The sequence below is a fragment of the Phocaeicola barnesiae DSM 18169 = JCM 13652 genome (assembly GCF_000374585.1).
Lineage (GTDB): Bacteria > Bacteroidota > Bacteroidia > Bacteroidales > Bacteroidaceae > Phocaeicola > Phocaeicola barnesiae.
Map to the genome: position 1 here is coordinate 471,570 of NZ_KB894643.1, position 23,325 is coordinate 494,894.

18 protein-coding genes and 1 tRNA gene are annotated in these 23,325 nt (G+C 51.3%); 7 read left to right on the forward strand and 12 right to left on the reverse strand.

Features of this window, described 5'->3' with window-relative positions; genetic code table 11:
- Nucleotides 1-15: 15 nt before the first annotated feature.
- From trmB to C510_RS0101970, 6 genes are all read right to left on the reverse strand, one after another.
- Nucleotides 16-774 (reverse strand): tRNA (guanosine(46)-N7)-methyltransferase TrmB, encoded by a 759-nt coding sequence (gene trmB, locus C510_RS0101945; RefSeq protein ID WP_018709657.1) that lies wholly within the window; start codon nucleotides 772-774, stop codon nucleotides 16-18.
- Nucleotides 775-900: 126 nt separating this feature from the next.
- Nucleotides 901-1,509, reverse strand: coding sequence for a hypothetical protein (locus C510_RS0101950; protein WP_025892093.1), 609 nt, complete (start codon nucleotides 1,507-1,509; stop codon nucleotides 901-903).
- Nucleotides 1,510-1,670: 161 nt separating this feature from the next.
- A complete protein-coding gene (locus C510_RS0101955) occupies nucleotides 1,671-2,690 on the reverse strand; it encodes a branched-chain amino acid aminotransferase (RefSeq protein ID WP_018709659.1) in 1,020 nt (339 codons plus the stop codon).
- A 127-nt stretch (nucleotides 2,691-2,817) separates the two neighbouring features.
- Nucleotides 2,818-3,030 carry an exodeoxyribonuclease VII small subunit gene (gene xseB / locus C510_RS0101960; protein ID WP_018709660.1) on the reverse strand — a complete coding sequence of 71 codons (213 nt, stop codon included), beginning with the start codon at nucleotides 3,028-3,030 and terminating at the stop codon, nucleotides 2,818-2,820.
- A 21-nt stretch (nucleotides 3,031-3,051) separates the two neighbouring features.
- Entirely contained in the window at nucleotides 3,052-4,356 is a 1,305-nt protein-coding gene (xseA, locus tag C510_RS0101965; protein WP_018709661.1) for an exodeoxyribonuclease VII large subunit, read from the reverse strand.
- The gene (locus C510_RS0101970; RefSeq protein ID WP_018709662.1) at nucleotides 4,343-5,728 is read right to left on the reverse strand and encodes a S8 family peptidase; all 1,386 of its coding nucleotides are present in this window, start codon (nucleotides 5,726-5,728) and stop codon (nucleotides 4,343-4,345) included. Before C510_RS0101970 ends, xseA begins: the two co-directional genes overlap by 14 nt.
- A 393-nt stretch (nucleotides 5,729-6,121) precedes the next feature.
- Here C510_RS0101970 and C510_RS0101975 point away from each other — a divergent pair, with 393 nt between their 5' ends.
- The 5 genes from C510_RS0101975 to C510_RS0101995 all read left to right on the forward strand — a co-directional run bounded on the left by C510_RS0101975 (nucleotide 6,122) and on the right by C510_RS0101995 (nucleotide 12,408).
- Nucleotides 6,122-6,805, forward strand: a complete 684-nt coding sequence (locus tag C510_RS0101975) for an MIP family channel protein (RefSeq protein WP_018709663.1) — start codon at nucleotides 6,122-6,124, stop codon at nucleotides 6,803-6,805.
- A 126-nt stretch (nucleotides 6,806-6,931) separates the two neighbouring features.
- Nucleotides 6,932-9,133 carry a sodium-translocating pyrophosphatase gene (locus C510_RS0101980; protein ID WP_018709664.1) on the forward strand — a complete coding sequence of 734 codons (2,202 nt, stop codon included), beginning with the start codon at nucleotides 6,932-6,934 and terminating at the stop codon, nucleotides 9,131-9,133.
- A gap of 513 nt (nucleotides 9,134-9,646) precedes the next feature.
- Nucleotides 9,647-10,048 (forward strand): hypothetical protein, encoded by a 402-nt coding sequence (locus C510_RS0101985; RefSeq protein WP_018709665.1) that lies wholly within the window; start codon nucleotides 9,647-9,649, stop codon nucleotides 10,046-10,048.
- Nucleotides 10,049-10,314: 266 nt separating this feature from the next.
- Nucleotides 10,315-11,694, forward strand: a complete 1,380-nt coding sequence (locus C510_RS0101990; RefSeq protein WP_018709666.1) for an MATE family efflux transporter — start codon at nucleotides 10,315-10,317, stop codon at nucleotides 11,692-11,694.
- 81 nt (nucleotides 11,695-11,775) lie between these two features.
- Nucleotides 11,776-12,408, forward strand: a complete 633-nt coding sequence (locus C510_RS0101995; protein ID WP_022340412.1) for a cytidylate kinase-like family protein — start codon at nucleotides 11,776-11,778, stop codon at nucleotides 12,406-12,408.
- A 137-nt stretch (nucleotides 12,409-12,545) separates the two neighbouring features.
- Here C510_RS0101995 and thrC read toward each other — a convergent pair whose 3' ends face one another.
- From thrC to C510_RS0102020, 4 genes are all read right to left on the reverse strand, one after another.
- Nucleotides 12,546-13,847 carry a threonine synthase gene (gene thrC, locus C510_RS0102000; protein WP_025892091.1) on the reverse strand — a complete coding sequence of 434 codons (1,302 nt, stop codon included), beginning with the start codon at nucleotides 13,845-13,847 and terminating at the stop codon, nucleotides 12,546-12,548.
- Between the two features lie 10 nt (nucleotides 13,848-13,857).
- Nucleotides 13,858-15,069 carry a cofactor-independent phosphoglycerate mutase gene (locus tag C510_RS0102005; protein ID WP_026320069.1) on the reverse strand — a complete coding sequence of 404 codons (1,212 nt, stop codon included), beginning with the start codon at nucleotides 15,067-15,069 and terminating at the stop codon, nucleotides 13,858-13,860.
- 4 nt (nucleotides 15,070-15,073) lie between these two features.
- Nucleotides 15,074-17,506, reverse strand: a complete 2,433-nt coding sequence (thrA, locus tag C510_RS0102010) for a bifunctional aspartate kinase/homoserine dehydrogenase I (RefSeq protein ID WP_018709670.1) — start codon at nucleotides 17,504-17,506, stop codon at nucleotides 15,074-15,076.
- Between the two features lie 429 nt (nucleotides 17,507-17,935).
- The gene (locus C510_RS0102020) at nucleotides 17,936-19,072 is read right to left on the reverse strand and encodes an acyltransferase (RefSeq protein ID WP_018709672.1); all 1,137 of its coding nucleotides are present in this window, start codon (nucleotides 19,070-19,072) and stop codon (nucleotides 17,936-17,938) included.
- 196 nt (nucleotides 19,073-19,268) lie between these two features.
- Between C510_RS0102020 and C510_RS0102025 the strand changes: the two genes are divergently transcribed.
- Together C510_RS0102025 and uraH are read left to right on the forward strand one after the other, a co-directional pair.
- The gene (locus tag C510_RS0102025) at nucleotides 19,269-21,422 is read left to right on the forward strand and encodes an alpha-N-acetylglucosaminidase (protein ID WP_018709673.1); all 2,154 of its coding nucleotides are present in this window, start codon (nucleotides 19,269-19,271) and stop codon (nucleotides 21,420-21,422) included.
- A 109-nt stretch (nucleotides 21,423-21,531) separates the two neighbouring features.
- The gene (gene uraH / locus C510_RS0102030) at nucleotides 21,532-21,942 is read left to right on the forward strand and encodes a hydroxyisourate hydrolase (protein ID WP_018709674.1); all 411 of its coding nucleotides are present in this window, start codon (nucleotides 21,532-21,534) and stop codon (nucleotides 21,940-21,942) included.
- A 114-nt stretch (nucleotides 21,943-22,056) separates the two neighbouring features.
- Here the strand turns inward: uraH and C510_RS0102035 are convergent.
- Together C510_RS0102035 and C510_RS0102040 are read right to left on the reverse strand one after the other, a co-directional pair.
- Nucleotides 22,057-22,138, reverse strand: a tRNA-Leu gene (locus C510_RS0102035).
- A gap of 169 nt (nucleotides 22,139-22,307) precedes the next feature.
- Nucleotides 22,308-23,321 carry a S41 family peptidase gene (locus tag C510_RS0102040; protein ID WP_018709675.1) on the reverse strand — a complete coding sequence of 338 codons (1,014 nt, stop codon included), beginning with the start codon at nucleotides 23,319-23,321 and terminating at the stop codon, nucleotides 22,308-22,310.
- Nucleotides 23,322-23,325 lie beyond the last annotated feature (4 nt).

Consider the following 23,325-nt stretch of genomic DNA (forward strand, 5'->3'; position numbering starts at 1 on the left):
CAACAATCGTTTGATTTATTTGCTTGTTTTCAGTCCGCTCCGTTTGCTGCGGTTATAACTCCGGTAATCATCGAGTTCGATTTCCACGTCGGGCTCCACCAGTTCACCTTCCTGCGGCAAACGGAACTTCAGGTATTTGATGTTCAGTCCACGGTCCAACCACTGCTGCTCGTAATAAGTACGGATACTCAAGATATCATCGTCCATGCCCGAATGATACAGGTCGTCCGTCATGAATTCTACCGGCAGATGATTGGCTTCCACCATACTTTTCGTATAGGTAAACATGAAGTTACTGTCCGTCTTCAGATGAATCAGCCCGTCGGGCACCAGGAACTTCCGGTAACGGTTCATGAAATAGGTTGAAGTCAACCGCTTCGTCGCCTTCTTCATCTGCGGGTCCGAGAAAGTCAGCCAGATTTCGTCCACTTCGCCCGGTGCGAAGAAACGGTCAATGATTTCGATGTTCGTACGCAGGAACGCAACATTCTTCAGCCCTTCGTTCAAGGCTTCGGTTGCACCGGTCCACATACGGGCCCCTTTGATGTCTACTCCGATGAAATTCTTGTCGGTATAACGACGGCCCAATCCTACCGTATATTCACCCCGTCCGCATCCCAACTCCAGCACAATCGGATTATCATTTCCAAAAAAATCCTGTTTCCAACGTCCCTTCATGTCGAACGGTACATCGTCTACTACCGAATACGGATATTCGAACACGTGCGGGTATTCCGCCATATCTGCAAATTTCGCTAACTTTCCTTTTCCCATGCTTGTTTTTATGGATTACTACGTGGCGGCAAAGTTAGCTGTTTTTTACGGAACAGGCAAAAGAAAACTTCTCCCGTTCCAATAAACAGAACGAGAGAAGCCTTCAGAAATTAATATTTTGATACCTTACTCTATTGCATCTGCCTGTTGTTCATCTGCAGTCAGGTTACGATAGATAACAGCTGAACATCCCAAAGAAACGACAACAATAGCCAATACAGCAACCAGCATCAACAACGCACCGATAAACGGAATCAAAGCAAAAATAAAACTCAAGATGTAAAAGGCCAGCATGATGATGAAGTTCACACCAAAGATGGTCCATTTATATCCGTAAGTCGCCTTATTACTTTGTACAAGAGCTTCACCCGGAGCAAGTCCTTTGTCAAGCAACAGATAGAAAGCCAAACTCCAGCCCAGAGCAATGATAAGTCCGGGAACAACCATAAAGAGTAATGCTGGAATAATAGACATGGACATCAACCCTATCAGCGTGAAATATTCACCCATATACTGACGATATTTACCATCAAAAATAAATGTAGGAGAGATAACCTTTCCTTTACTCAGTTCTACCGGAATAACCGTCATGGCAATGGTAGTGCCCACATTCAAATAAGGAATCCAGATGGTCACCAGCCACAATAAGGTAGCTACAAGGAGAGATACTACATTTTTCAAACCAATGCTAAGCCCTTCAGTCAGGACTCCGCCGACCGTGATTTTATTTCCCATAAGTTACAGATTTAAGGTTAACAATATAATAAAAGAAATTCACATTCTTCAGAATGAACGGAAAAAGTCGTCTACTGTTTCCCAACAGATACTTATGTTCCAATACAAAAAAGATTGTAAGTGTATATAAATCCACTTACAATCTTTCCATTTCAGTCTTATCAATCAAGCACAGTAACCCAGCCGTACGGGTCAGCCTCGTCACCATACTGGATAGCACGCAATTTGTTATACAGCTTTTCGCTGATCGGACCCGGTTTACCATCCTTGGCAATAACATACGATTTGTGGTTTTCCAAATCGTCAATCCGTTCAATCGGACTGATTACGGCAGCAGTACCGCAAGCACCGGCTTCTTCGAACGTAGCCAGTTCCTCTTCCGGAATCGGACGACGTTCTACCTTCATACCCATATCTTCGGCCAACTGCATCAGGCTCTTGTTGGTGATGGATGGCAAGATAGAAGTAGACAACGGTGTGATGTATGTATTGTTCTTGATACCGAAGAAGTTGGCAGCGCCACATTCGTCGATGTATTTCTTCTCTTTGGCATCCAGGTAGAATTCACTGGCATAACCAGCATCGTGAGCCATCTTGTTGGCACGCAGACTGGCAGCATAGTTTCCACCTACCTTATAAGTACCGGTTCCCAGCGGAGCCGCACGGTCAAACTGGCGGATGATGACATACGGATTGGTAGCGAAACCACCCTTGAAATAAGGACCTACCGGTGTTACAAAGACTACGAACAAATATTCGTTGGCCGGATGTACACCTACCTGTGCGCCTGTACCGATCAACAACGGACGGATATACAGCGATGCACCGCTTTCGTAGGGAGGAATGAAGCGTTCATTGGCCTTCACTACCTTAGTAACTGCTTCACGGAACAATTCTGTAGGGAATTTCGGCATCAAGATACCGTCACAAGTACTTTGCAGACGTTCTGCGTTGGCTTCCAGACGGAAGATACGGATTTTACCGTCCTTGCCACGGTAAGCCTTCAAACCTTCGAAAGCTTCCTGTCCGTAATGCAGACAAGTAGCTGCCATGTGGATATTCAGGGTTTCTTCTGAGCATAATTCCATTTCACCCCATTTTCCATCCCGATAATAACAACGTACATTGTAATCTGTCCGCATATAGCCGAATGACAGATTAGACCAATCAATTTCTTTCATATTGTATTGTGTTATGTTTATTTCCTAGTATTACAAGGGCAAAAGTACTGCTTTAATTTACAAAATCAAATTTTAACGCTTATTTTTTCCGATAATTATACGGAGAGCCCATACTTTTGTTGCAGATTTATTTTTCTTCCGGAGTCTTACCCTCCTCCAGTATCTTCTTGATTTCCTCATCGGCCTTATAAAGTTTCTCCCGGCAGAACTTGATGAGTTTCTGCGCTTCCTGAAGCTGACTTCCCAACTGGTCGATGTCGAGCTCATTACTTTCAATCCGTGATACGATCGCTTCCAGGCGTTTCATGGCCTCGGAATAGGTTTCTTTGGTTGCTGCCATATTCTTTATTCTTACCTTTAATTATAATACTTTACTTCGGAAGGTCCCCTTTGCCAGCCGGGTCTCCACTTCATCCCCCGCCTGTAGCTGGGCGATGTCGGTCACCGCCTTCCCGTCTTTCAGCGTAAGGCTGTACCCCCGCTTCAACAGCACTTCGGGCGAAGCCGCCTGTACACGTTGTTCCAGCAGTTGTAACCGATGCTGTTCCTGTTCCAACCTTCTCCCGGCCGCCGACATCAGCCGTTGCTCTACCTGTAGCCGGTACTGTTCACGTACCAGACGGGTCTGCCAGGCCATTTCCATCCGCTTGCCCAAACGTTCCTGCCTGAAGGTTTCACGTTGAAGCCTCATCTGAACCTGCGAAGGAATGCGCGACACACATCGTTCCAACCGTTCTTTCTCCCGGCGAATCCGGTCGGGCAGACTTTCCGCAAAGAACAGGGCCAACGCTTCCAGATGCTCCGCCGTCTGCCGCTGATGATTTATCAGGAACTCGGCAGCCGCCGTAGGAGTCTTCACCCGGGTATGCGATATCAAATCGAGAACCGTATCATCCCGTTCATGACCGATACCGGTAATTATCGGAAGAGGGAACTGGGCACAATGAGCGGCCAGGTCGTAAGTATCAAATCCCGAGAGGTCGGAAGTAGCCCCTCCCCCACGGATGATGACTACCGCATCCCAGTCGATACCGGAGGCATAAATCTTGTCAAGGGCAGCGATGATGGATATCTCCACCTGATCTCCCTGCATCACCGCCGGAAAAAGTTTCGGATAGAAGACAAATCCGAAAGCATTGTGTGCCAACTGGTTACAGAAATCGCCGTAACCGGCGGCCGTAGCCGAAGAAATGACGGCGATACGTTGAAGCAACTCCGGAAGTTCCAGCTCCTTGTTCATCGTCAGGATACCGTCGGCCTCCAACCGGCGGAGAATCTCTTTCCGCCGTCGCACCATATCCCCCAAGGTATACGAAGGGTCGATATCGACTACCGTCAAGGAATACCCGTAGAGTTCATGAAAATCGACGGTAACTTTTACCAGCACCTTGATGCCTGAGACGAAAGCCTGTCCGGTTTCACGTTCGAAATAAGGTTTCAGCAACTGATACACATTGCTCCAGATGATTCCCCGCGCCTTGGCCACCAAGGCATTGCTTTTGGTATCCTTCTGTACGAATTCCAGGTAGCAATGTCCCGAATAGTTGCTGCGCACATCGCTCAGTTCGGCCTGTACCCAATACTCATCGGGCAGACAAGTACGGATGCTCCGGCGCACCAACGCATTCAGTTCTACCAGCGACAGGGAACGGTTATTGGTTTCCATCTGCTTCAGGTTTGAGTGCCAGTGCCAGCTTATAGGCCTTCCAGACGTCCGGAATACCATATCCGTAGACATTATCCGGATAATCGGCCCGATCGCCCGAACGGCGGACCACATCAATCAATTGCTTCACGGTCAGCCACGGACAGGCCTGCCACAAACAGGTGACCAATCCGCAGAACGTAGGCGAAGCGAACGAAGTTCCGTTGGCATACGATACATTCCCGTCCTCACCAGACACGCTGGAACGTACCCCCACGGCCATGATATCCGGCTTCACCCGGCCGTCCGTCGTATTTCCTACCGAAGAAAAATCGGCATTCAGCCCGAACTGGTCGACCGCTCCCACCGTCAGCACATTGAAGGCATCGGCAGGCGGAGTAATCTTCTTCCAGCGGTCAATACCTGAGTTTCCGGCACTGCAGACCACCAGGATACCTTTGTCTGCCGCACGCGAAGCCGACGCCGACATCAGCGAAGTCTTTCCGTCCAAATCCCGGTAAGTATAGTTGCAAAGCGGGTCATCGAATTCATAATATCCCAACGACGTATTGACCACATCGACGCCCACACTATCGGCAAACTCGATGGCGGCCGCCCAGTAATCTTCCTCCACCGGCTGCTCTGTATCGTTGTCCTCGCTCCGCAAGAGCCAGTAAGCCGTCTCGGGAGCCGTACCGACCATCACATGAGGGGCATTGGCCGCCATACAGGAGAGCACCTTCAAGCCGTGATAATGTTCTCCGTAGATATCCGATTCCGGATTTACAAAGTCACGGATTCCACGCACCGCAACCGACTTGAAATATTTGATGACATCGGCATTGTAGAAACCGGCGTCGATGACGGCTATCTCCATCCCTTGACCACGGAATCCCGCCTGATGCAGGCTATCGCCGTGATGGATTTTCACCTGCTGTGCGCTGACACCGTAATAATCGTCCATTTTCTTCCACTCGTTCTTCACCTCTTTCTTCCGGTTTTCCGTACGCGGAAAAACCGTATCGGGCGAAACCCATACCCGCTTGACGGCACGCACAAAAGGCAGGTCCAGAAACGACTGAGCTATTCCTTCGCTGGGCACTCCCATCACTACGGTATTGTTCCATTTACTGGATGTTACCAGTTTTCCTCCCAACTGTACCAGGCGGGCAATGTATTCCTTGCAGACCGGCAAGTCGGTAGAATCGACACCCAATCCTTGTCTTTCACGTCTTTGCAAAGCCTTTTCGGACAGGAATTCCTCCGGGCGGTCCAATGAATAAACGGTAGGGTTCTTATCAGTCAGTTGTACCCTGAATTTGTAACTCTCCTGAGCCGGAACCAGCAACGTACAGGCCAGCATACCGAGCAACAGCACAATCTTTCTACACATGTTTCTTCTTTTCACAATGATTAAGCGGGTGCAAAGATACGATTTTTCGGCCGATAAAAGACGTTACGATACCGAATTTCAGCCGAATCACGTGACAGGCCACCGATGATTGGAACCGAACGGAAAACGAACGGACATCTGGTGCAAGACGAACGGACGTTTTACTCAAGACGAACGGACATCTTGCCTGAAACGAACGTTTGTTTTGACGGACACGTCTCCACGTTCGAAAAAAGCGGGGAAACACCCCTCTATCCCCAAGGACCAAGAAGACTTCGCGACCGGCAAAGCAAATGTTAAAACCTCCCTGCGCCACCCGTTTTCCGAAGAATTTTCGTATTTTAGAGACATCTTTTCCTACAGCTGATTGTCTAACTCTAAATATCGAAGCGTATGAGAAAGTATTTGGCAGAAATGATAGGCACCATGGTGCTTGTCTTGATGGGATGCGGTAGCGCCGTATTTGCCGGAAGCATGGCCGGAACGGTAGGCGCCGGAGTAGGAACCCTGGGAGTTGCCTTGGCTTTCGGACTATCCGTTGTGGCCATGGCCTATACTATTGGAAGCATTTCGGGATGCCACATCAACCCGGCCATCACCCTGGGGGTGTGGATGTCGGGACGGATGAGCAACAAGGATGCCTCGATGTACATGCTTTTCCAGGTGATAGGTGCCTTGCTAGGCTCATTCATCCTCGCCCTACTGGTTTCGACGGGCGGATTTGACGGTCCTACCACCACAGGGTCGAATACCTTCGACATGGGAGAAACCGCCCAGGCCTTCATTGCCGAAGCCGTCTTCACCTTCATCTTCGTCCTGGTAGTTCTGGGGGCCACCGACGAAAAGGGCGGTGCCGGAAACCTGGCAGGACTCGCCATCGGTCTGACACTGGTCCTGATTCACATCGTCTGCATCCCCATTACAGGCACTTCCGTCAATCCGGCCCGTAGCATCGGCCCGGCACTGGTAGAAGGCGGACAAGCCCTTTCACAGCTGTGGTTGTTCATTGTCGCTCCGTTCCTGGGAGCCGCCTGTAGCGCACTGGTCTGGAAATTCTTTACGGCCGGACGCAAGTGACGCGCCCAGCAAACCTTATTTCCGGGCGGAACCCCATCAGCAGCCTGCCGGGAATCCGCCCGGACCAGTATCCAAACCCTGTCAGCCGGAACAATTCTAAAACCAAACCTTAAATTTATACACGCTATGGACCAATTGCTATTCTGGGTTATACCCGTCGCTTCTATCCTGGCCCTCGGTTTTGCCTGGCACTTCCACCGCCAGATGATGAAAGAGAGCGAAGGAACTCCTCAAATGATGAAGATTGCCGCCGCCGTACGCAAAGGCGCCATGTCTTACCTGAAACAACAATACAAAATCGTCGGGATGGTCTTCCTCGGACTGGTAATCCTGTTCTCCATCATGGCCTACGGCTTCGATGTACAGAACCATTGGGTACCGGTAGCCTTCCTGACCGGCGGATTCTTCTCCGGACTTTCCGGATTCCTGGGCATGAAGACCGCTACCTATGCTTCTGCACGTACCGCCAATGCCGCACGCGCCTCGTTGAACAGCGGTCTGCGCATCGCTTTCCGTAGCGGAGCGGTCATGGGACTGGTAGTGGTCGGACTCGGATTGCTCGACATTTCCTTCTGGTACCTGTTGCTGAATGCCGTGATTCCGGCGGACACACTGACCCCGACCCACAAACTCTGCGTCATCACCACGACCATGCTGACCTTCGGTATGGGTGCCTCTACGCAAGCCCTGTTCGCCCGTGTCGGTGGAGGTATCTATACGAAAGCCGCCGATGTAGGAGCCGACCTGGTAGGTAAGGTAGAAGCCGGTATTCCGGAAGACGACCCGCGCAACCCTGCCACCATCGCCGACAATGTAGGCGATAACGTAGGCGATGTAGCCGGTATGGGTGCCGACCTGTACGAAAGCTATTGCGGTTCCATCCTGGCCACCGCCGCCCTCGGAGCCGCCGCTTTTATCCATAGCGGTGATACCCTCATGCAATACAAGGCGGTGATTGCCCCGATGCTGATTGCGGCCGTAGGTATCCTGCTCTCCATCATCGGAATCTTTGCCGTACGTACCAAGGAGAACGCCACCATGAAAGATTTGCTCGGAGCCCTGGGCTTCGGGACCAACCTCAGCTCGGTACTGATTGTCGTGGCTACCTTCTTCATTCTCTGGCTATTGAAGCTGGATAACTGGATGTGGATTTCCTGCTCGGTTGTCGTCGGTCTGCTGGTGGGTATCGTCATCGGACGTTCCACGGAATATTACACCTCCCAATCCTACAGGCCCACCCAAAAGCTGAGTGAAAGCGGAAAGACCGGTCCGGCCACCGTCATCATTTCCGGTATCGGTCTGGGAATGCTTTCCACCGCCATCCCGGTCATTGCCGTGGTAGTAGGTATCATCGCATCTTACCTGTTTGCCTCGGGCTTCGATTTCAGTAACGTAGGCCTCGGCCTTTACGGCATCGGCATCGCGGCGGTAGGTATGCTTTCTACCCTGGGTATCACTCTTGCCACCGACGCTTACGGTCCGATAGCCGACAACGCCGGCGGTAATGCCGAGATGTCGGGCCTGGGTGCCGAAGTGCGTAAACGTACCGATGCCCTCGATTCCTTGGGAAATACCACCGCCGCTACCGGCAAGGGATTCGCCATCGGCTCGGCCGCCCTGACCGGTTTGGCGTTGCTGGCTTCATACATCGAAGAAATCCGTATCGGTCTCACCCGCATCGGCACGACCGAAATCACGGTAGGCGGGACCTCCGTCCCCTTGCAGGACGCGACGTTCTTCGATTTCATGCACTACTATGACGTTACGCTGATGAATCCGAAGGTCTTGTCGGGCATGTTCATCGGCTCCATGATGGCCTTCCTGTTCTGCGGTCTGACCATGAATGCCGTAGGACGTGCCGCCGCCCACATGGTAGACGAGGTACGCCGCCAGTTCCGCGAAATCAAGGGAATCCTGACCGGCGAAACGGAACCCGATTACGCCCGTTGCGTAGCCATCTCCACCAAGGGTGCCCAACGTGAGATGGTGGTACCTTCGCTCATCGCCATCATCGCTCCTATCCTGACCGGCATCGTCTTCGGTGTACCCGGTGTATTGGGATTGCTGATAGGTGGCCTGAGTAGCGGTTTCGTGCTGGCTATCTTCATGGCCAACTCCGGCGGAGCGTGGGACAATGCCAAGAAGTACGTGGAAGAAGGCAACTTCGGCGGAAAAGGAAGTGACGTACACAAGGCGACCGTTGTAGGCGATACCGTGGGCGACCCGTTCAAAGACACCTCCGGCCCGAGCCTGAACATCCTCATCAAACTGATGAGCATGGTGGCCATCGTCATGGCCGGTCTGACCGTGGCCTGGAGCATCTTCTGATACCATATCTAAGTATCAGAAAACTTGTCATAACTATGAATTTAATCAGAAAACTCCAAAGGAAGAAAAGCTTAATCTTCATGAAAATCGGCTGATTGATTACTTTCATCTATACTAAAGGAATCTTATCATTCTCCAATCGGATGTCTGATAAGATTCTTTTGTTTATTTCCCATATTCTAAACTTACCTAAGTATACCGTTCTGTTTCGTCTATCCCTATTCATTACAATGAACAAGACAAATCTCTGATAAAAGTTTATCATTATAAAAATAGATTTTGACGTTTCCCTAGTAACCGAATTTATTTAATCCACTTATACTCGTTTTTCATACTAATATCCCCGTATCAGACCCGAATAATCCATGATGCATATATATTGTATAATTATTAATACTTTTTTAGGTATTTTTGTTTTAAATAGATTAGTATATGTAATGTGCCTGATAACCTTTCAGGTTATCTATCCCGATAAATCATAGACATTTAAACTTTAAATTAAATTATAGCACTATGAAAGCAGTTAAGTATTTACCGTTATGGTTAGCAATGTTAATTGTAACATTATGTATGGCAAGTTGTAGTAATGATGATGACGAAGTGGATGACCAGGCTTTAAACGATTATTACATCGAAGTTGAAGTTTCTGGAGGGGGACTGGATTCTCAAGAAATTAATCTGATCGAATCAGAACTGAATACAACTTTATCAGATATAGGTTGGGAGAAATTAACTAAAGATGAAGCTATCTACTATTTTGACAAAGCTGTAAAGGCCATGCAATACGAGTTCTCTGAAGGTGTAACAGGATTTGCAGGAACTCTGCATATTACTTTCCATCTAAAAACCAGTAACGGGAAAACAGTAAAAAGTAGTACACTGAATATCACCAAAGATGGTTGTACAATCGATTAAGGCTTTTCTATAACTTAAGACAGGTCTATTTATCTGAAGAAAGATAAATAGACCTGTTTCTATATCAGGCTATTCCGAAGATGTTCTGAAAATTTTATCAGAGCAAATTGTTTTCATCTTTTCACATCGACTAGTTCTAAAAAAATATATACATTTTTGACAAGTTTTACATTACCTTTCCCCAATTTTACCGTATTTTCCGTACCTTTGCGGCGACTAAATTAGAGAGTTTTTTATATCAACCACTTAGCAATAAAAAGAGTTTTATGTCGCAAAATGGAAAAATCAACGAACTAGGGACTGAACGTATCGGAAAACTACTGACACAATACGCGGTTCCGGCCATCATCGCCATGACGGCCTCTTCCCTTTATAACATGGTAGACAGTATCTTTATCGGTCACGGCGTAGGACCGTTGGCTATCTCCGGACTGGCCGTCACTTTCCCGCTGATGAACCTGGCAGCCGCTTTCGGTTCGTTGGTAGGTGTAGGCGCGTCCACACTGATTTCAGTCAAGCTGGGACAAAAGGATTACGATACCGCTCACAAGATTCTAGGCAACGTAGTTTCACTGAACTTTCTCATCGGTATCGTGTTTACCATCATCACACTGGCCTTTCTCGACCCTATCTTGTATTTCTTCGGTGCCAGCGAAGCAACTCTTCCATACGCCCGCGACTACATGGTTACAATCTTGTTGGGCAACGTAGTCACCCACATGTATCTCGGACTCAACTCAGTACTCCGTTCGGCCGGACATCCGCAAAAAGCCATGCTGGCCACTATCTTCACGGTAGTCATCAATACGATACTCGACCCCATCTTCATCTACGGATTCGGTTGGGGAATCCGAGGAGCTGCCATCGCTACCATCCTGGCACAGATTCTGTCGCTCATCTGGTTGTTCAAGATATTCTGCAACAAGAAAGAAGTACTTCATCTGCATCGGGGTATTTACCGGCTGAAACGGGTCCTGGTGGAAAACATCATCGGCATCGGTCTGGCCCCTTTCTTCATGAACGTAGCGTCCTGCTTCATTGTCATCCTCATCAACAAGGGATTGAAGCTGTATGACGGCGATTTGGCCATCGGTGCCTTCGGTATCGTGAACCGTATCTCTTTCCTTTTCGTCATGATTGTCATGGGCTTGAACCAAGGCATGCAACCCATCGCCGGATACAACTTCGGAGCCAAGCAATACCACCGGGTGAACCAGGTCATGAAACTGACGGTCATCGCGGCCACCCTCATCACCACCACCGGATTCCTGGTCGGCGAGCTCATGCCCAAACTGGCCGTTTCCGCCTTCACCAACGATGAAACCCTGATCAACATCTCCGCCCAGGGACTTCGGATTGTCGTGATGTTCTTCCCCATCATCGGTTTCCAGATGGTCACCTCGAACTTCTTCCAGAGTATCGGAATGGCACGGAAGGCCATCATCCTGTCACTGAGCCGCCAAGTACTGATTCTGATTCCTTGCCTGATCATCCTTCCGATGCTCTGGGATGCCAAAGGAGTATGGCTCAGCATGCCTATCTCCGACGCGGCGGCCAGCATCATTGCGGCCATCATGCTCTACAAGCAGTTCCAGACCTTCAAGCGTCATGCCATCGAACAGGGCCTGACTATCGATAAGCAATAAATTCGGCAGAAAAAAGTTCCTACAACTGGGAACAATATAAAAAAATTGTATATTTGTCAAGGAGTAACAAAGGACAACGATATGAACGAGCACTATGTAATCAATCTTGGCCGCCAGTTAGGAAGCGGCGGAAAAGAAATCGGTGAAAAACTGGCAAAAGAATTAGGAATCGCTTTCTACGACAAGGAACTCATCAACCTGGCCTCCAAAGAAAGCGGCCTCTGCAAGGAATTTTTTGAAAAGGCGGACGAGAAAGCTTCCCAGAGCCTGCTGGGCGGTCTCTTCGGCTCGCGTTTCCCGTTCATTACGGAAGGTGCCTACCCATATAATTCTTACCTGAGCAACGACTCGTTGTTCAAGATACAGAGCGATGTCATCCGCCAGCTGGCCGAACAACAGTCCTGCCTCTTCGTAGGACGGTGCGCCGACTATATCCTGCGCGACCATCCCCGGTGCTGCAACGTCTTTGTTTCCGCTTCCCCCGAGGCCCGTATCGAACGCCTGATGCGCCTGCATCACATCACCGCCGAGAAAGCGGAAGAGCTGATGGAGAAAGCCGACAAGAAACGCTCCACCTATTACAACTACTACAGCTACAAGACCTGGGGAGCCGCCGCCACGTATCACTTGTGCATCGACTCATCGGTATTGGGCATCGAAGGAACAATCGACTTCATCAAGCAGTTTGTCAAATTGAAATTGCAGCTTCCCTGACAATTCCCGTTCCGACGGATTACCTTTCCGTCAGGACATTCCCCAAAGAATAAAGAAACACCGGCTCCAACCAGGAACCGGTGTTTTTCGGTAAATGGACCCGGACAATTCTTCCAGGCCCCATTATTCTTCGTCACTTATTCATTCATCAGATATTCCTTGAACGATGCAAAATCCTTGCTCATCGGAATACTCTGCTTGGTTCCGCGCATGAAAGCCTGAAGCTTTTCGGGTATTTCCACCTTACGGCCGATGATGCCTTCCACCGTCTGGAGGAACTTGGCCGGATGGGCAGTTTCCAGGAATACACCGACTTCGTCCGGAGCCAGTCCTTCGGCCAAAGCCCGGTAGCCGCAGGCACCGTGCGGGTCGAGCAGGTAACCGGTTTCATCGTATACCTGACGGACCGTTTCGCGGATCTGTTCATCGGTATAGGTGGCTCCGCTGATTTCAGCGGCAATGGCGTCATGGCTGCCCCCGTACAAATCGAGCACACGGGCGAAGTTGCTCGGGTCGCCCACATCCATGGCATTCGCGATGGTAGCGATGGAAGGACGCGGATTATACTGGCCGGTCTTCAGGTACTGGTAGAAGATATCGTTCCGGTTATTGGCCGCGATAAAACGCTTCACCGGCAATCCCATCCGTTTGCCGAACAGGCCGGCCGTAATGTTACCGAAGTTACCGCTCGGTACACAAACCACCAGGTTATCGGCCAGGTTCCGGCGCTTCATCTGGGCGTATGCATAGAAATAGTAGAAAGCCTGCGGCAGGAAACGGGCCACATTGATGGAGTTGGCCGAAGTCAATTGCATGTGGGCGTTCAACTCCTCGTCCATGAAGGCGTTCTTCACCAGCGCCTGGCAATCATCGAACGTGCCGTCCACTTCGATGGCGGTGATGTTCCGTCCCAATGTAGTGAACTGCTTTTCCTGAATCTCGCTCACCTTTCCTTTCGGATACAGGACATATACATGGATACCTTCCACACCCAGGAAACCGTTGGCTACGGCACTACCCGTATCGCCCGAAGTAGCCACCAGCACATTCACCTGCTTCTTTCCTTCCTTGCGGATGAAATACCCCAACAGACGGGCCATGAAACGTCCGCCTACATCCTTGAAGGCCAGGGTCGGTCCGTGGAACAGCTCCAGTGAATAGATGTTTTCCTTCACCTTTACGGCAGGGACATCGAAGCTCAACGTGTCGTATACAATCTGCTTCAGGGTATCGGCAGGCACGTCTTCGCCGAAGAAGGCATCCGCCACCCGGTAAGCGATTTCCTGGAAGGAAAGATGTTCTATCTCATCGTAAAAAGACTGGGGGAGCGGCTTTATCTGATAAGGCATGTAAAGGCCCTTGTCAGCCGCCAGACCTTTCACTACGGCTTCCTCCAGCGTAGCGTCGGAAGCCCGTTTGTTTGTGCTATAGTATTTCATATTCGTCAACTTAAAGATTCATAAACAGGTTCATAAACTCATCCTTCTCCATCATGCCGTAAGCGCCCTGTTGGCAGGATTCCTCGTCGTATGTCTGTACGGAATCCGGAACAATGCCAGGATAATAGATCAGGAACGGCACGGGAGTATTGGTATGTGTACGTAGCTCGCAAGGTGTCGGATGGTCCGGCAGGACAGCGATGGCCACCGGTTCCTCCCAGTCCTTCACGGCTTCATAAATGGGTCTCAGTGCCCGGCCGTCCAGGTATTCGATGGTCTTCAGCTTCAGGTCTACATCGCCTTCATGGCCGGCCTCGTCGCTTGCCTCGATGTGGAGGTATACGAAATCGTCGGTCTTCAAGGCATCGATGGCCGCCTGCGCCTTTCCTTCATAGTTGGTCGTATACAGGCCGGTAGCTCCTTCTACATCGATGCAACGCAAGCCCGCGTAGCGTCCGATACCTCGAATCAGGTCGACCGCCGTAATGACCGAGCCTTTCCGGATAGCCGGATACTTCTGTGAAAGCGGCTCCATCTTCGGACGATACCCCGGGCTCCACGGCCAGATGCTGTTGGCAGGGTCTTTTCCTTCGGCCATCCGCTTCAGGTTCAACGGGTGACCGGCCAGCAATTCCTGTGATTTCAGAATCAGACCGTTCAACAGGTCGGCCGTTTCCTGTGCCTCCGGACAGAGCGGTTTCACCAGGTTCGGCCGGAAGGGTTGCAACGGGATGTCGTGCGGAGGGACACAGGCCACGCGCTTGTCGCCTCCCTTTATCACCAACAGGTGGCGGTACTGGACACCGGTATAGAAATGAATCCGGTCGTTCCCCAGCTTTTCGTCCAGGAACTTGATCAGCACATCGGCTTCTTCGGTCGTGATGTGACCGGCCGAGTGGTTCTTCAGCGTCTCTCCTTCCACACAGATGATGTTACAACGCATAGCCATGTCACCCGGTTCCAGGTCGACACCGATGCTGGCGGCTTCCAGTACTCCCCGCCCCTCGTATACTTTCGGCAGGTCATATCCCATGACGGACATGTTGGCCACCTCGCTTCCCGGATGGAAGCCGTCGGCCACGGTCTTGAGCATACCGGTACGTCCCAGGCTGGCCAGCTTGTCCATATAAGGTGTATGTGCGTATTGCAGCAAAGTCTTGTTTCCCAAAGACGGTACTTTCCAGTCGGCCATACCGTCCCCCAAAATAATCAGATGTTTCATAATCCTAAATGTTAGCGATGCTCATGATGTCAGCGAACACACCGGCCGCGGTCACACCGGCACCGGCACCGTATCCCTGAATCAGCATCGGGTATTCGTTATATCGTTCAGTTGTCAGCAGAATTATATTGTTACTTCCTTCCAGGGTATAGAACGGATGGTCGTGCCCCACTTCCTGCAGGGAAACCGTTCCCTTGCCGTCTTCCAGCTTGGCCACGAAACGCCAGCGTTTGTCTTCGGCCTCCAGTTTCTGGCGTTGTTTCTCGAAATCGGCATCCAGTTGCGGAATCTTGGTCCAGAAATCGTCCAGGGTACCTTCGAAGAATTCATCCGGAATGAACAGGTGTTTCACCACGTCTTCCTGGTTCAGGCGGTAACCGGCTTCACGGGCCAGGATGACCAGTTTCCGGATGACGTCCTTTCCACTCAGATCGATGCGCGGGTCCGGCTCGGAATAGCCTTCCTCCTTGGCTCTGCGGATGGTTTCGCTCAACGGGACTTCCGCGCTCAAGGTATTGAAGATGTAATTCAACGTACCGCTCAGCACCGCTTCAATCTTCAGAATCTTATCACCGCTGTTTATCAGGTCGTTGATGGTATTGATGACCGGAAGTCCGGCACCTACGTTCGTCTCGAAGAGGAATTTCACTCCACGCTGGCGGGCTATCTGCTTCAGTTCCGCATAGATTTCATAATCCGAAGAGGCGGCTATCTTATTGGCGGCCACCACCGAAATGTTGTGCTTCAGGAAGTCCTTGTACAGGCCGGCGATTTCCGGGCTTGCGGTACAATCCACAAACACCGAATTGAAGATGTTCATACCGATGACCTCGTCGTGTAGCAACTGGGTGCACGACGGTACCCCCTTCTCGTCCAGTTCCTGGCGGAAGTTCGCCAAATCGATGCCCTGGCGGCAGAAGTACGCCTGATGTCCGTTGGCGATGCCTACGACTCTCAGCTTCAGTCCGCGTTCCTTCTTCAAGCGTTCCTGCTGGCCGTGAATCTGCTCCAACAGGCTATGGCCTACGGTTCCGATACCGCAGACGAAAAGATTCAGCACCTGATATTCCGAAAGAAAAAAGGAGTCGTGAATCACGTTCAGGGTCTTGCGGAGCGAAGCGCCGTCTACCACAAACGAGATGTTGGTCTCTGAAGCTCCCTGTGCGCATGCGATGACATTGATACCGTTCCGTCCCAACGTACCGAACAGCTTCCCGGCGATACCCGGCGTATGTTTCATGTTCTCGCCTACAATCGCTACGGTAGCCAGTCCGCCTTCCACCTTCATCGGGCTGATTTCACCCATTTCGATTTCCTTGGCGAATTCCTCGTTCAGCAGGGAGCATGCCAGTTCGGCCTCTCCGTTCCGTACACCGATGGAAATGGAGTTCTCGGAAGAAGCCTGCGAAACCAGGAACACGCTGATGCCGTTCTCGGCCAGCGCACGGAACAGACGGTGATCCACTCCGATGACACCCACCATGCCCAGACCGGTCATGGTAATCAGACACGTATCGTTGATGGACGAGATACCCTTGATGGCCTTCGAGAAATGGTCGGCCTCCTGCTTGATGATGGTTCCCGGAGCGTCCGGATTGAACGTATTCTTGATGAGAATCGGAATATTCTTGTGGCACACCGGATAGATAGTCGGCGGATAAACCACCTTCGCGCCGAAGTTACAGAGCTCCATCGCCTCCACGTAGCTCAATTCCGTTATCGGATAAGCCGTACTGATGACGCGCGGGTCGGCCGTCATGAAGCCGTCCACATCGGTCCAGATTTCAAGGATATCGGCTTCCAGCGCGGCCGCAATGATGGAAGCGGTATAATCGGAACCTCCCCGGCCCAGGTTCGTAATCTCACCGGTATTCTTGTCGCTGGAAATGAATCCGGGCACCACCGACACCTGCGGAAGTTCCCTGAAAGCTTCCTTCACCAGCTGGGTGGTCAGTTCCGAATCCAGGATATGTCTGTTATGTTTCTTTTCGGTCTTGATGAAAGTACGTGAGTCGAACCACTGGGCATTCTTGATCAGGGCGGTGACGATGATGGACGAAAGGCGTTCGCCGTAGCTTACGATGGTAGCGGAGGTCTTCGGCGACAAGTCACGAATCAGGTAGATGCCCTGGAAGATATCCTTCAGCTCGCTCAGGAGTTCGTTCACTTGGTCCAACAGGATTTCACGTTGTTTCCCGGCCGGTATCACCGTATAGACCATTTCGATGTGGCGATTGACGATTTCCTTCATTTCCTTTTCGTAAGCCGAATCGCCCGCCGTAGCCATCTTCGAGGTATTAATCAACTTGTCCGTAATTCCCCCCAATGCGGAAACGACCACAATCACCTTTTCATCAATTGCCTCAACAATCTTTTTCACACTCGACATGCTGTTGACGGAACCTACAGACGTTCCACCGAATTTCAATACTTTCATAGGTATACACAATTATTTTACACTTTCCGCTCCCCGGTGAGGAAGAAAAAGCCGGAAAAAAATCAGAATAAATAATAAGATAGAAATAAATGCTTACGTCCGTAAGCGTGTATCACGTAGAAACACCAATATACAATCCTTACCCCCGAGGGGTAGTCCCTGAGAAGAAAGAGGTGGCGGTCAAGAAACGCCCCATCCCCATGGTTGTGATATGGATGTTGAAAATTGTCATATTGTGTAATTTTATAGCGTGGCAAATATAAGAACATTTTTCTACAAACAAACTTATTTCCGCTATTTTTTTTCACCAAATAGCGAGAAATTGTAACATTCTTTCGTTCATGAAACATGAAGGTAAGAATTAGGGTCAGTAAAGACAATGGTTTATAAATGTAAATTTACCGCCAGCACCGGGCCCGGACACCCGGATTACCCCATCACCCACCTGGCGGCTCTCGGGAAAGCCCTGTAGCATCCCGCTACAAGGCCCCAGGCCACCGTGAATACCAGCAGGGCCGTGACAGGAACCCGTAACGGTACAGGCAAACCCAGATTGTCCACCACCAGATAACCGGTACCCACCAGGAAGTAGTGAATCAGGTAGATACCCAATCCGCACCGGGTCAGGTTGGCCAGGGCACGGACAAGGAAAGCCGATGTTATCTTCACCTTCTGTGCCAGAAGCCAGACCGCTACGGTCATCATCATCACATTGGGCGAGCAGTACAGGAAGAAAAGTTCTACCTGGCGTTCGGTGGCATCCGGCCGGGCGGTCATTTCGCGGAACCCGTCATAAGTGACGGCATAGCCGACGGCGAACAGGATGATGGAGAGGCCGACGGTCTTTCCCGCCGAGAGTCGGTTGCCGGTATCTTTCAGGTATGAACCCAGAAGCAGGTAGCCGCAGAAGCCGGAGAAATAATAGAGGATTCCGAAATCGTTCCAGGCACACGTGCCGCCGAGGTTCTCGGAGAGGAATTCCCGGCAATAAGGCAGGAATAGCGTAATGCACCACAAGCCCAGGAAAATCCGGATCTGTTTCTTCGAGGCCTGTTTCACCCAGGCAGAGAAGAACGGCAAGTACAGGTACAGGCCCAGCAACATGTAGATGTACCACAGGTGGACGGTGTACGTATGGAAGTTGAAGGGAATCATCCACAGGTTGTGCAGGCTATCGCCCAGGCTTTGCGAAGGGGATTCGCCGGCGTAGGCGAACATTCTGGTGAGGATGGAGCTGTCCAGCCCGACAAGGCCGGTCAGCCACGGGAAAATGGTGTACAGGAAAGACCAGACGACGAAGGGTACCAGTACGCGCATCATCCTTTTCTTGTAGAAGGGGCCAGTTTCCTCGCGCACGGGGAGCAGGAGCATACCGGTCAGCATGACAAACAGGGGGACGCACGGACGCAGGAACGCTCCGTAGATGCTTCCCCAGAAATTGTATTCCGGATTCGAGCGGGCTTCGGGTGAAACGTTGAAGGGGTCGGCGCAATGGATGCAGATAACCATCAGGATAGCAATCAGGCGAAGAAAATCCGCCCATACGATACGGTTCGTGTCTTTCATGTCTTTTGATTTCTTTGGGTGGGTTGAAAATACCTTGGTTTCCGGTTGCAAAAGAAGGCATTCCCGCCGATATTTCCAACAGTGTCCGGGTTTTTGTACGCGAAGTCTGGCCGGCGGAACAACTAAATCGGACGATGATGCCGGATTTTAACGGACAAGTTGTACTTTTGCAGGGTAACCTTAAAGAAAACTCTACATGAAAAGAATCGCATTACTGATCGGTTGTTGCCTGTTCGTCGGATGCCTGTGCGCTTCGCCGATAACGGGATTGCTGGAACGGATAGACCCGGGAGCCTCGTCCAGGTTCCGGATTGAGCTTCGGAAAGCGGAGCATGACTTCTTCGAGCTGGACCAGCAGGGTGACAAGGTCGTGGTCCGAGGAAACAATTACGTGAGTATCGCTACCGGCATCAACTGGTACCTGAAATATTATGCAGGCATCCATCTGTCCTGGAACAACATGCGGGCGGATTTGCCGGATGTCTTGCCGAAAATAACCCGCAAGGAACGCCACGAAACCACGCTTCCCTACCGGTATGACCTCAATTATTGCACCTTCTCCTATAGCATGGCTTTCTGGGACTGGGACCGCTGGGAACAGGAAATCGACTGGATGGCCTTGCACGGCATCAACCTGCCCCTGGCGATGGTCGGGACAGATGTGGTCTGGAGGAATGTCTTGCTGGATTTGGGCTATACCGAAAAGGAAGTCGGCGATTTCATTGCCGGGCCGGCTTTTCAGGCATGGTGGCTGATGAACAACCTGGAAGGATGGGGAGGACCGAATCCGGAAAGTTGGTATGCCCATCAGGAAAAGCTTCAGAAACGTATCCTGAAGCGGATGCGCGAGTACGGCATCCATCCCGTATTGCCGGGTTACTCGGGCATGGTACCGCACAACGCGAAGGAGAAACTGGGGCTGGATGTGGCCGACCCGGGCATCTGGTGCGGCTATAACCGTCCGGCTTTCCTGCAACCTACCGACCCGAACTTTGAACGTATCGCCCGTTTGTATTACAAGGAGCTGACCCGCCTGTACGGCAAGGCGGATTATTACAGCATGGACCCGTTCCACGAAGGGGGAAGTACCGCCGGCGTGGACCTGAATCTGGCTGGACAGGCCATCTGGAAGGCCATGAAGCGGGCCAATCCCCGTTCGGCCTGGGTGGTTCAGGCGTGGGGAGCCAATCCGCGGCCGGACATGATCAAGGACTTGCCGGCTGGCGATGTGGTGGTGCTCGACTTGTTTTCCGAGAGCCGTCCCCAGTGGGGCGACGCGTCCTCCACCTGGTACCGCAAAGAAGGTTTCGGACCGCACGACTGGCTGTATTGCATGTTGCTGAACTACGGGGGAAACGTCGGTCTGCATGGCAAGATGGCCCACGTCATCCATGAATTCTACAAGGCCAAAGAAAGCCCCTTCGGTGAAAGGCTGAAGGGGGTAGGCATGACGATGGAAGGTATCGAAAACAATCCCGTGATGTACGAACTCCTGTGCGAACTCCCTTGGCGTGCGGAACGGTTCTCCAAGGACGAGTGGCTGGCCGGCTACGTCAAGGCCCGTTACGGGAAATCGGACGAAAAGGTTCAGCAGGCCTGGCAGATGCTGAGCAATTCCATCTACAATTGTCCGGCATCGTCGGTGCAGCAGGGCACCCACGAATCGGTCTTCTGTGCCCGTCCTTCCTTCCATACCTATCAGGTCTCCAGTTGGTCGGAGATGTCGGATTATTACCGGCCGGAGGATGTCATCAAGGCCGCCGGGCTGATGCTGGAGCATGCCGAATCCTTCCGTGGAAACGATAATTTCGAATACGACCTGGTGGACATCGTGCGGCAGGCGGTGGCCGAGAAGGGCCGTCTGGTCTACCCGGTGGTCATCAGTGCCTTCCGCTCCGGCGACAGGGAGCTGTTCCGGGCGGCTTCTTCCAGTTTCCTCGATTTGATTTTGTGTCAGGACAGGTTGTTGGCCACCCGTCCGGAGTTCAAGGTCGGCCGCTGGATTGGCATGGCGCGCGCCCTCGGACAGACGGAGGTGGAGAAAGACCTATATGAGTGGAACGCCCGTGTACAGGTCACTACGTGGGGCAACCGCATAGCCGCCGATGAGGGCGGATTGCGCGACTATGCCCACAAGGAATGGAACGGACTGCTCCGCGATTTCTATTACCTGCGTTGGAAAACCTGGTTCGATGAACTGGCCGCCCGCCTGGAAGGAAAACCTTCCGCCGAAATCGATTTCTATGCGTTGGAGGAACCTTGGACATTACAGCATAACGCCTATCCGGCACAAGCGGAAGGCGACCCCATCGAGGTGGCCGGCGAGGTGTATCGGTCGATTGTGCGGTGAAGGGCTTCTTAATAAAATGTAAAATAAGATGCTTCGTTCATGCCACGTGTCAAAAGACAAGAAATTCTTTTATCTTTGTAATCGATACAAATTTTAAAAGTCAATTGTTATGAAGAAGAATTTTATTTTCCTGCTATTCTTCACTTTCTTTTCTTTGACAGGAATAGCGCAAGACAAGAGTTATCAGTTGTCCAGCCACATACTGGACATTCATACCGGAAAACCGGCTCCAGGGGTAACTATTAGTTTGAGCAGACAGGATACTTCGGGCCGATGGAGCGTGATAGAGGAGCGCAAGACCGATGAGAACGGACGGGTGAAAGATTTTCTGGAAGCTACTCCCGAAGGTCATCCGGGAATCTATAAGCTGACGTATCAGGTAGGACCTTATTTCGAAGCACAGGGACAGGACTCTTTCTATCCGTTCATCGAGGTCGTTTTTCAGATAAAGGACAATGCGCATTATCATGTTCCTATCACGCTCTCACCCTACGGTTATTCCACCTACCGGGGGAATTGATGGGGATGATTCTCCGGCAAGTATGCCTGCCGGGGCTTTGGGGTCTGTAAACTCCCTACAACGATAAAAAAAGCTAACCTCTTACTTCTCGGTAAGCGATTAGCTTTTTTTGCGTGCGCCTGATAGGACTCGAACCTACACGTCTCACGACACCAGATCCTAAGTCTGGCGCGGCTACCAATTACGCCACAGGCGCAGAAAGGAATTGTTTTCCTTTAGCGGGTACAAAGATAGGACAAGTTTTTGAAACCACCAAATATTGCGCTCAATTCTTTAAGGCTTCACTCAATTCTTCAAGATTTCACTCAAATCTTTAAGGCTTCGCTCAACTCTTCAAGATTTCGTTCAATTCTTTAAGGCTTCGCTCAATTCTTCAAGATTTCGCAAGCCTTTTCTATCATCGTGTCTTTACCCCGTTGCATGTCCTCGCTCGTCATATCCACCTTGATGTCCGGGTCGATGCCGAACTCCAGCTGGTTCATGTCCGTATCGTACATGGGGCTGGCCGAGAAACGGATGGACCAGCCGTTCGGAATTTCCGAGCTGAACGGGAGGCCCGAACCTCCTCCGGTCTTGTCGCCCACGATGGTGACCAGGGGAAGCTGGCGCATACAGTTCACGAAATCGTTCGTGGCGCTGAACGAGCGGCGATTGGTCAGCACCACCGCCTTCTTCTGCCACCGGATGCCCGTAGAAGACTCCAGGTAGACCGGAGCCGGGTCGGAGAAATCGTTGTGTCCGGGGCCGGTCTTGTGCGTCATGTAGCCCACCAGCACCTTTTCGTTCGTGAAGCGGCCGGCCAGCCGTTGGGCCGTAGTAAGGTTTCCGCCTCCGTTGTCGCGCACGTCGATGATCAGTCCGTCGCAGATGGCCAGCCGGTTCAGGGTCTGGTCCAGGTTCCCGTCGCCGATGCCGTTGGAGAAGCTGGAGCAATAGATGTAGCCGATGTTGTTTTCCAGTATCTGGTACGTCAGGCCGGAAGAGATGGTATAATCTTTTCCCAGGTAATTGCTCTGGATGCTGTCGCTGAAGTTGTGCGGGTAGCTGTCGAACCATTCCCGGTATTGCGAGGTGGCCATCGAGCTGCTCAGGTTCACGTGACCGTCACGAAGCTCGTTCACCATGTCCGAGAGGACCTCGAACAGGGCCTCCGACGACATGTCCGGAGCGATGCGTTTGGCGTACCGTTCGTGCACCTCGTCCCAGTCCAGGCCGTACACCTCCTGCTTGTAGTCCAGGAAACAGTATTGTTGGTCGATGATGCGCCACAACGATTCGAAGTTGGCTTCCGGGCTGTTGCCGGACACCTCTTCGCGGATGCAGGAAATGCCGCACAGGCCGCACATCAGGATAAGAAGAAAGAATTTCAATCGTTTCATAAGG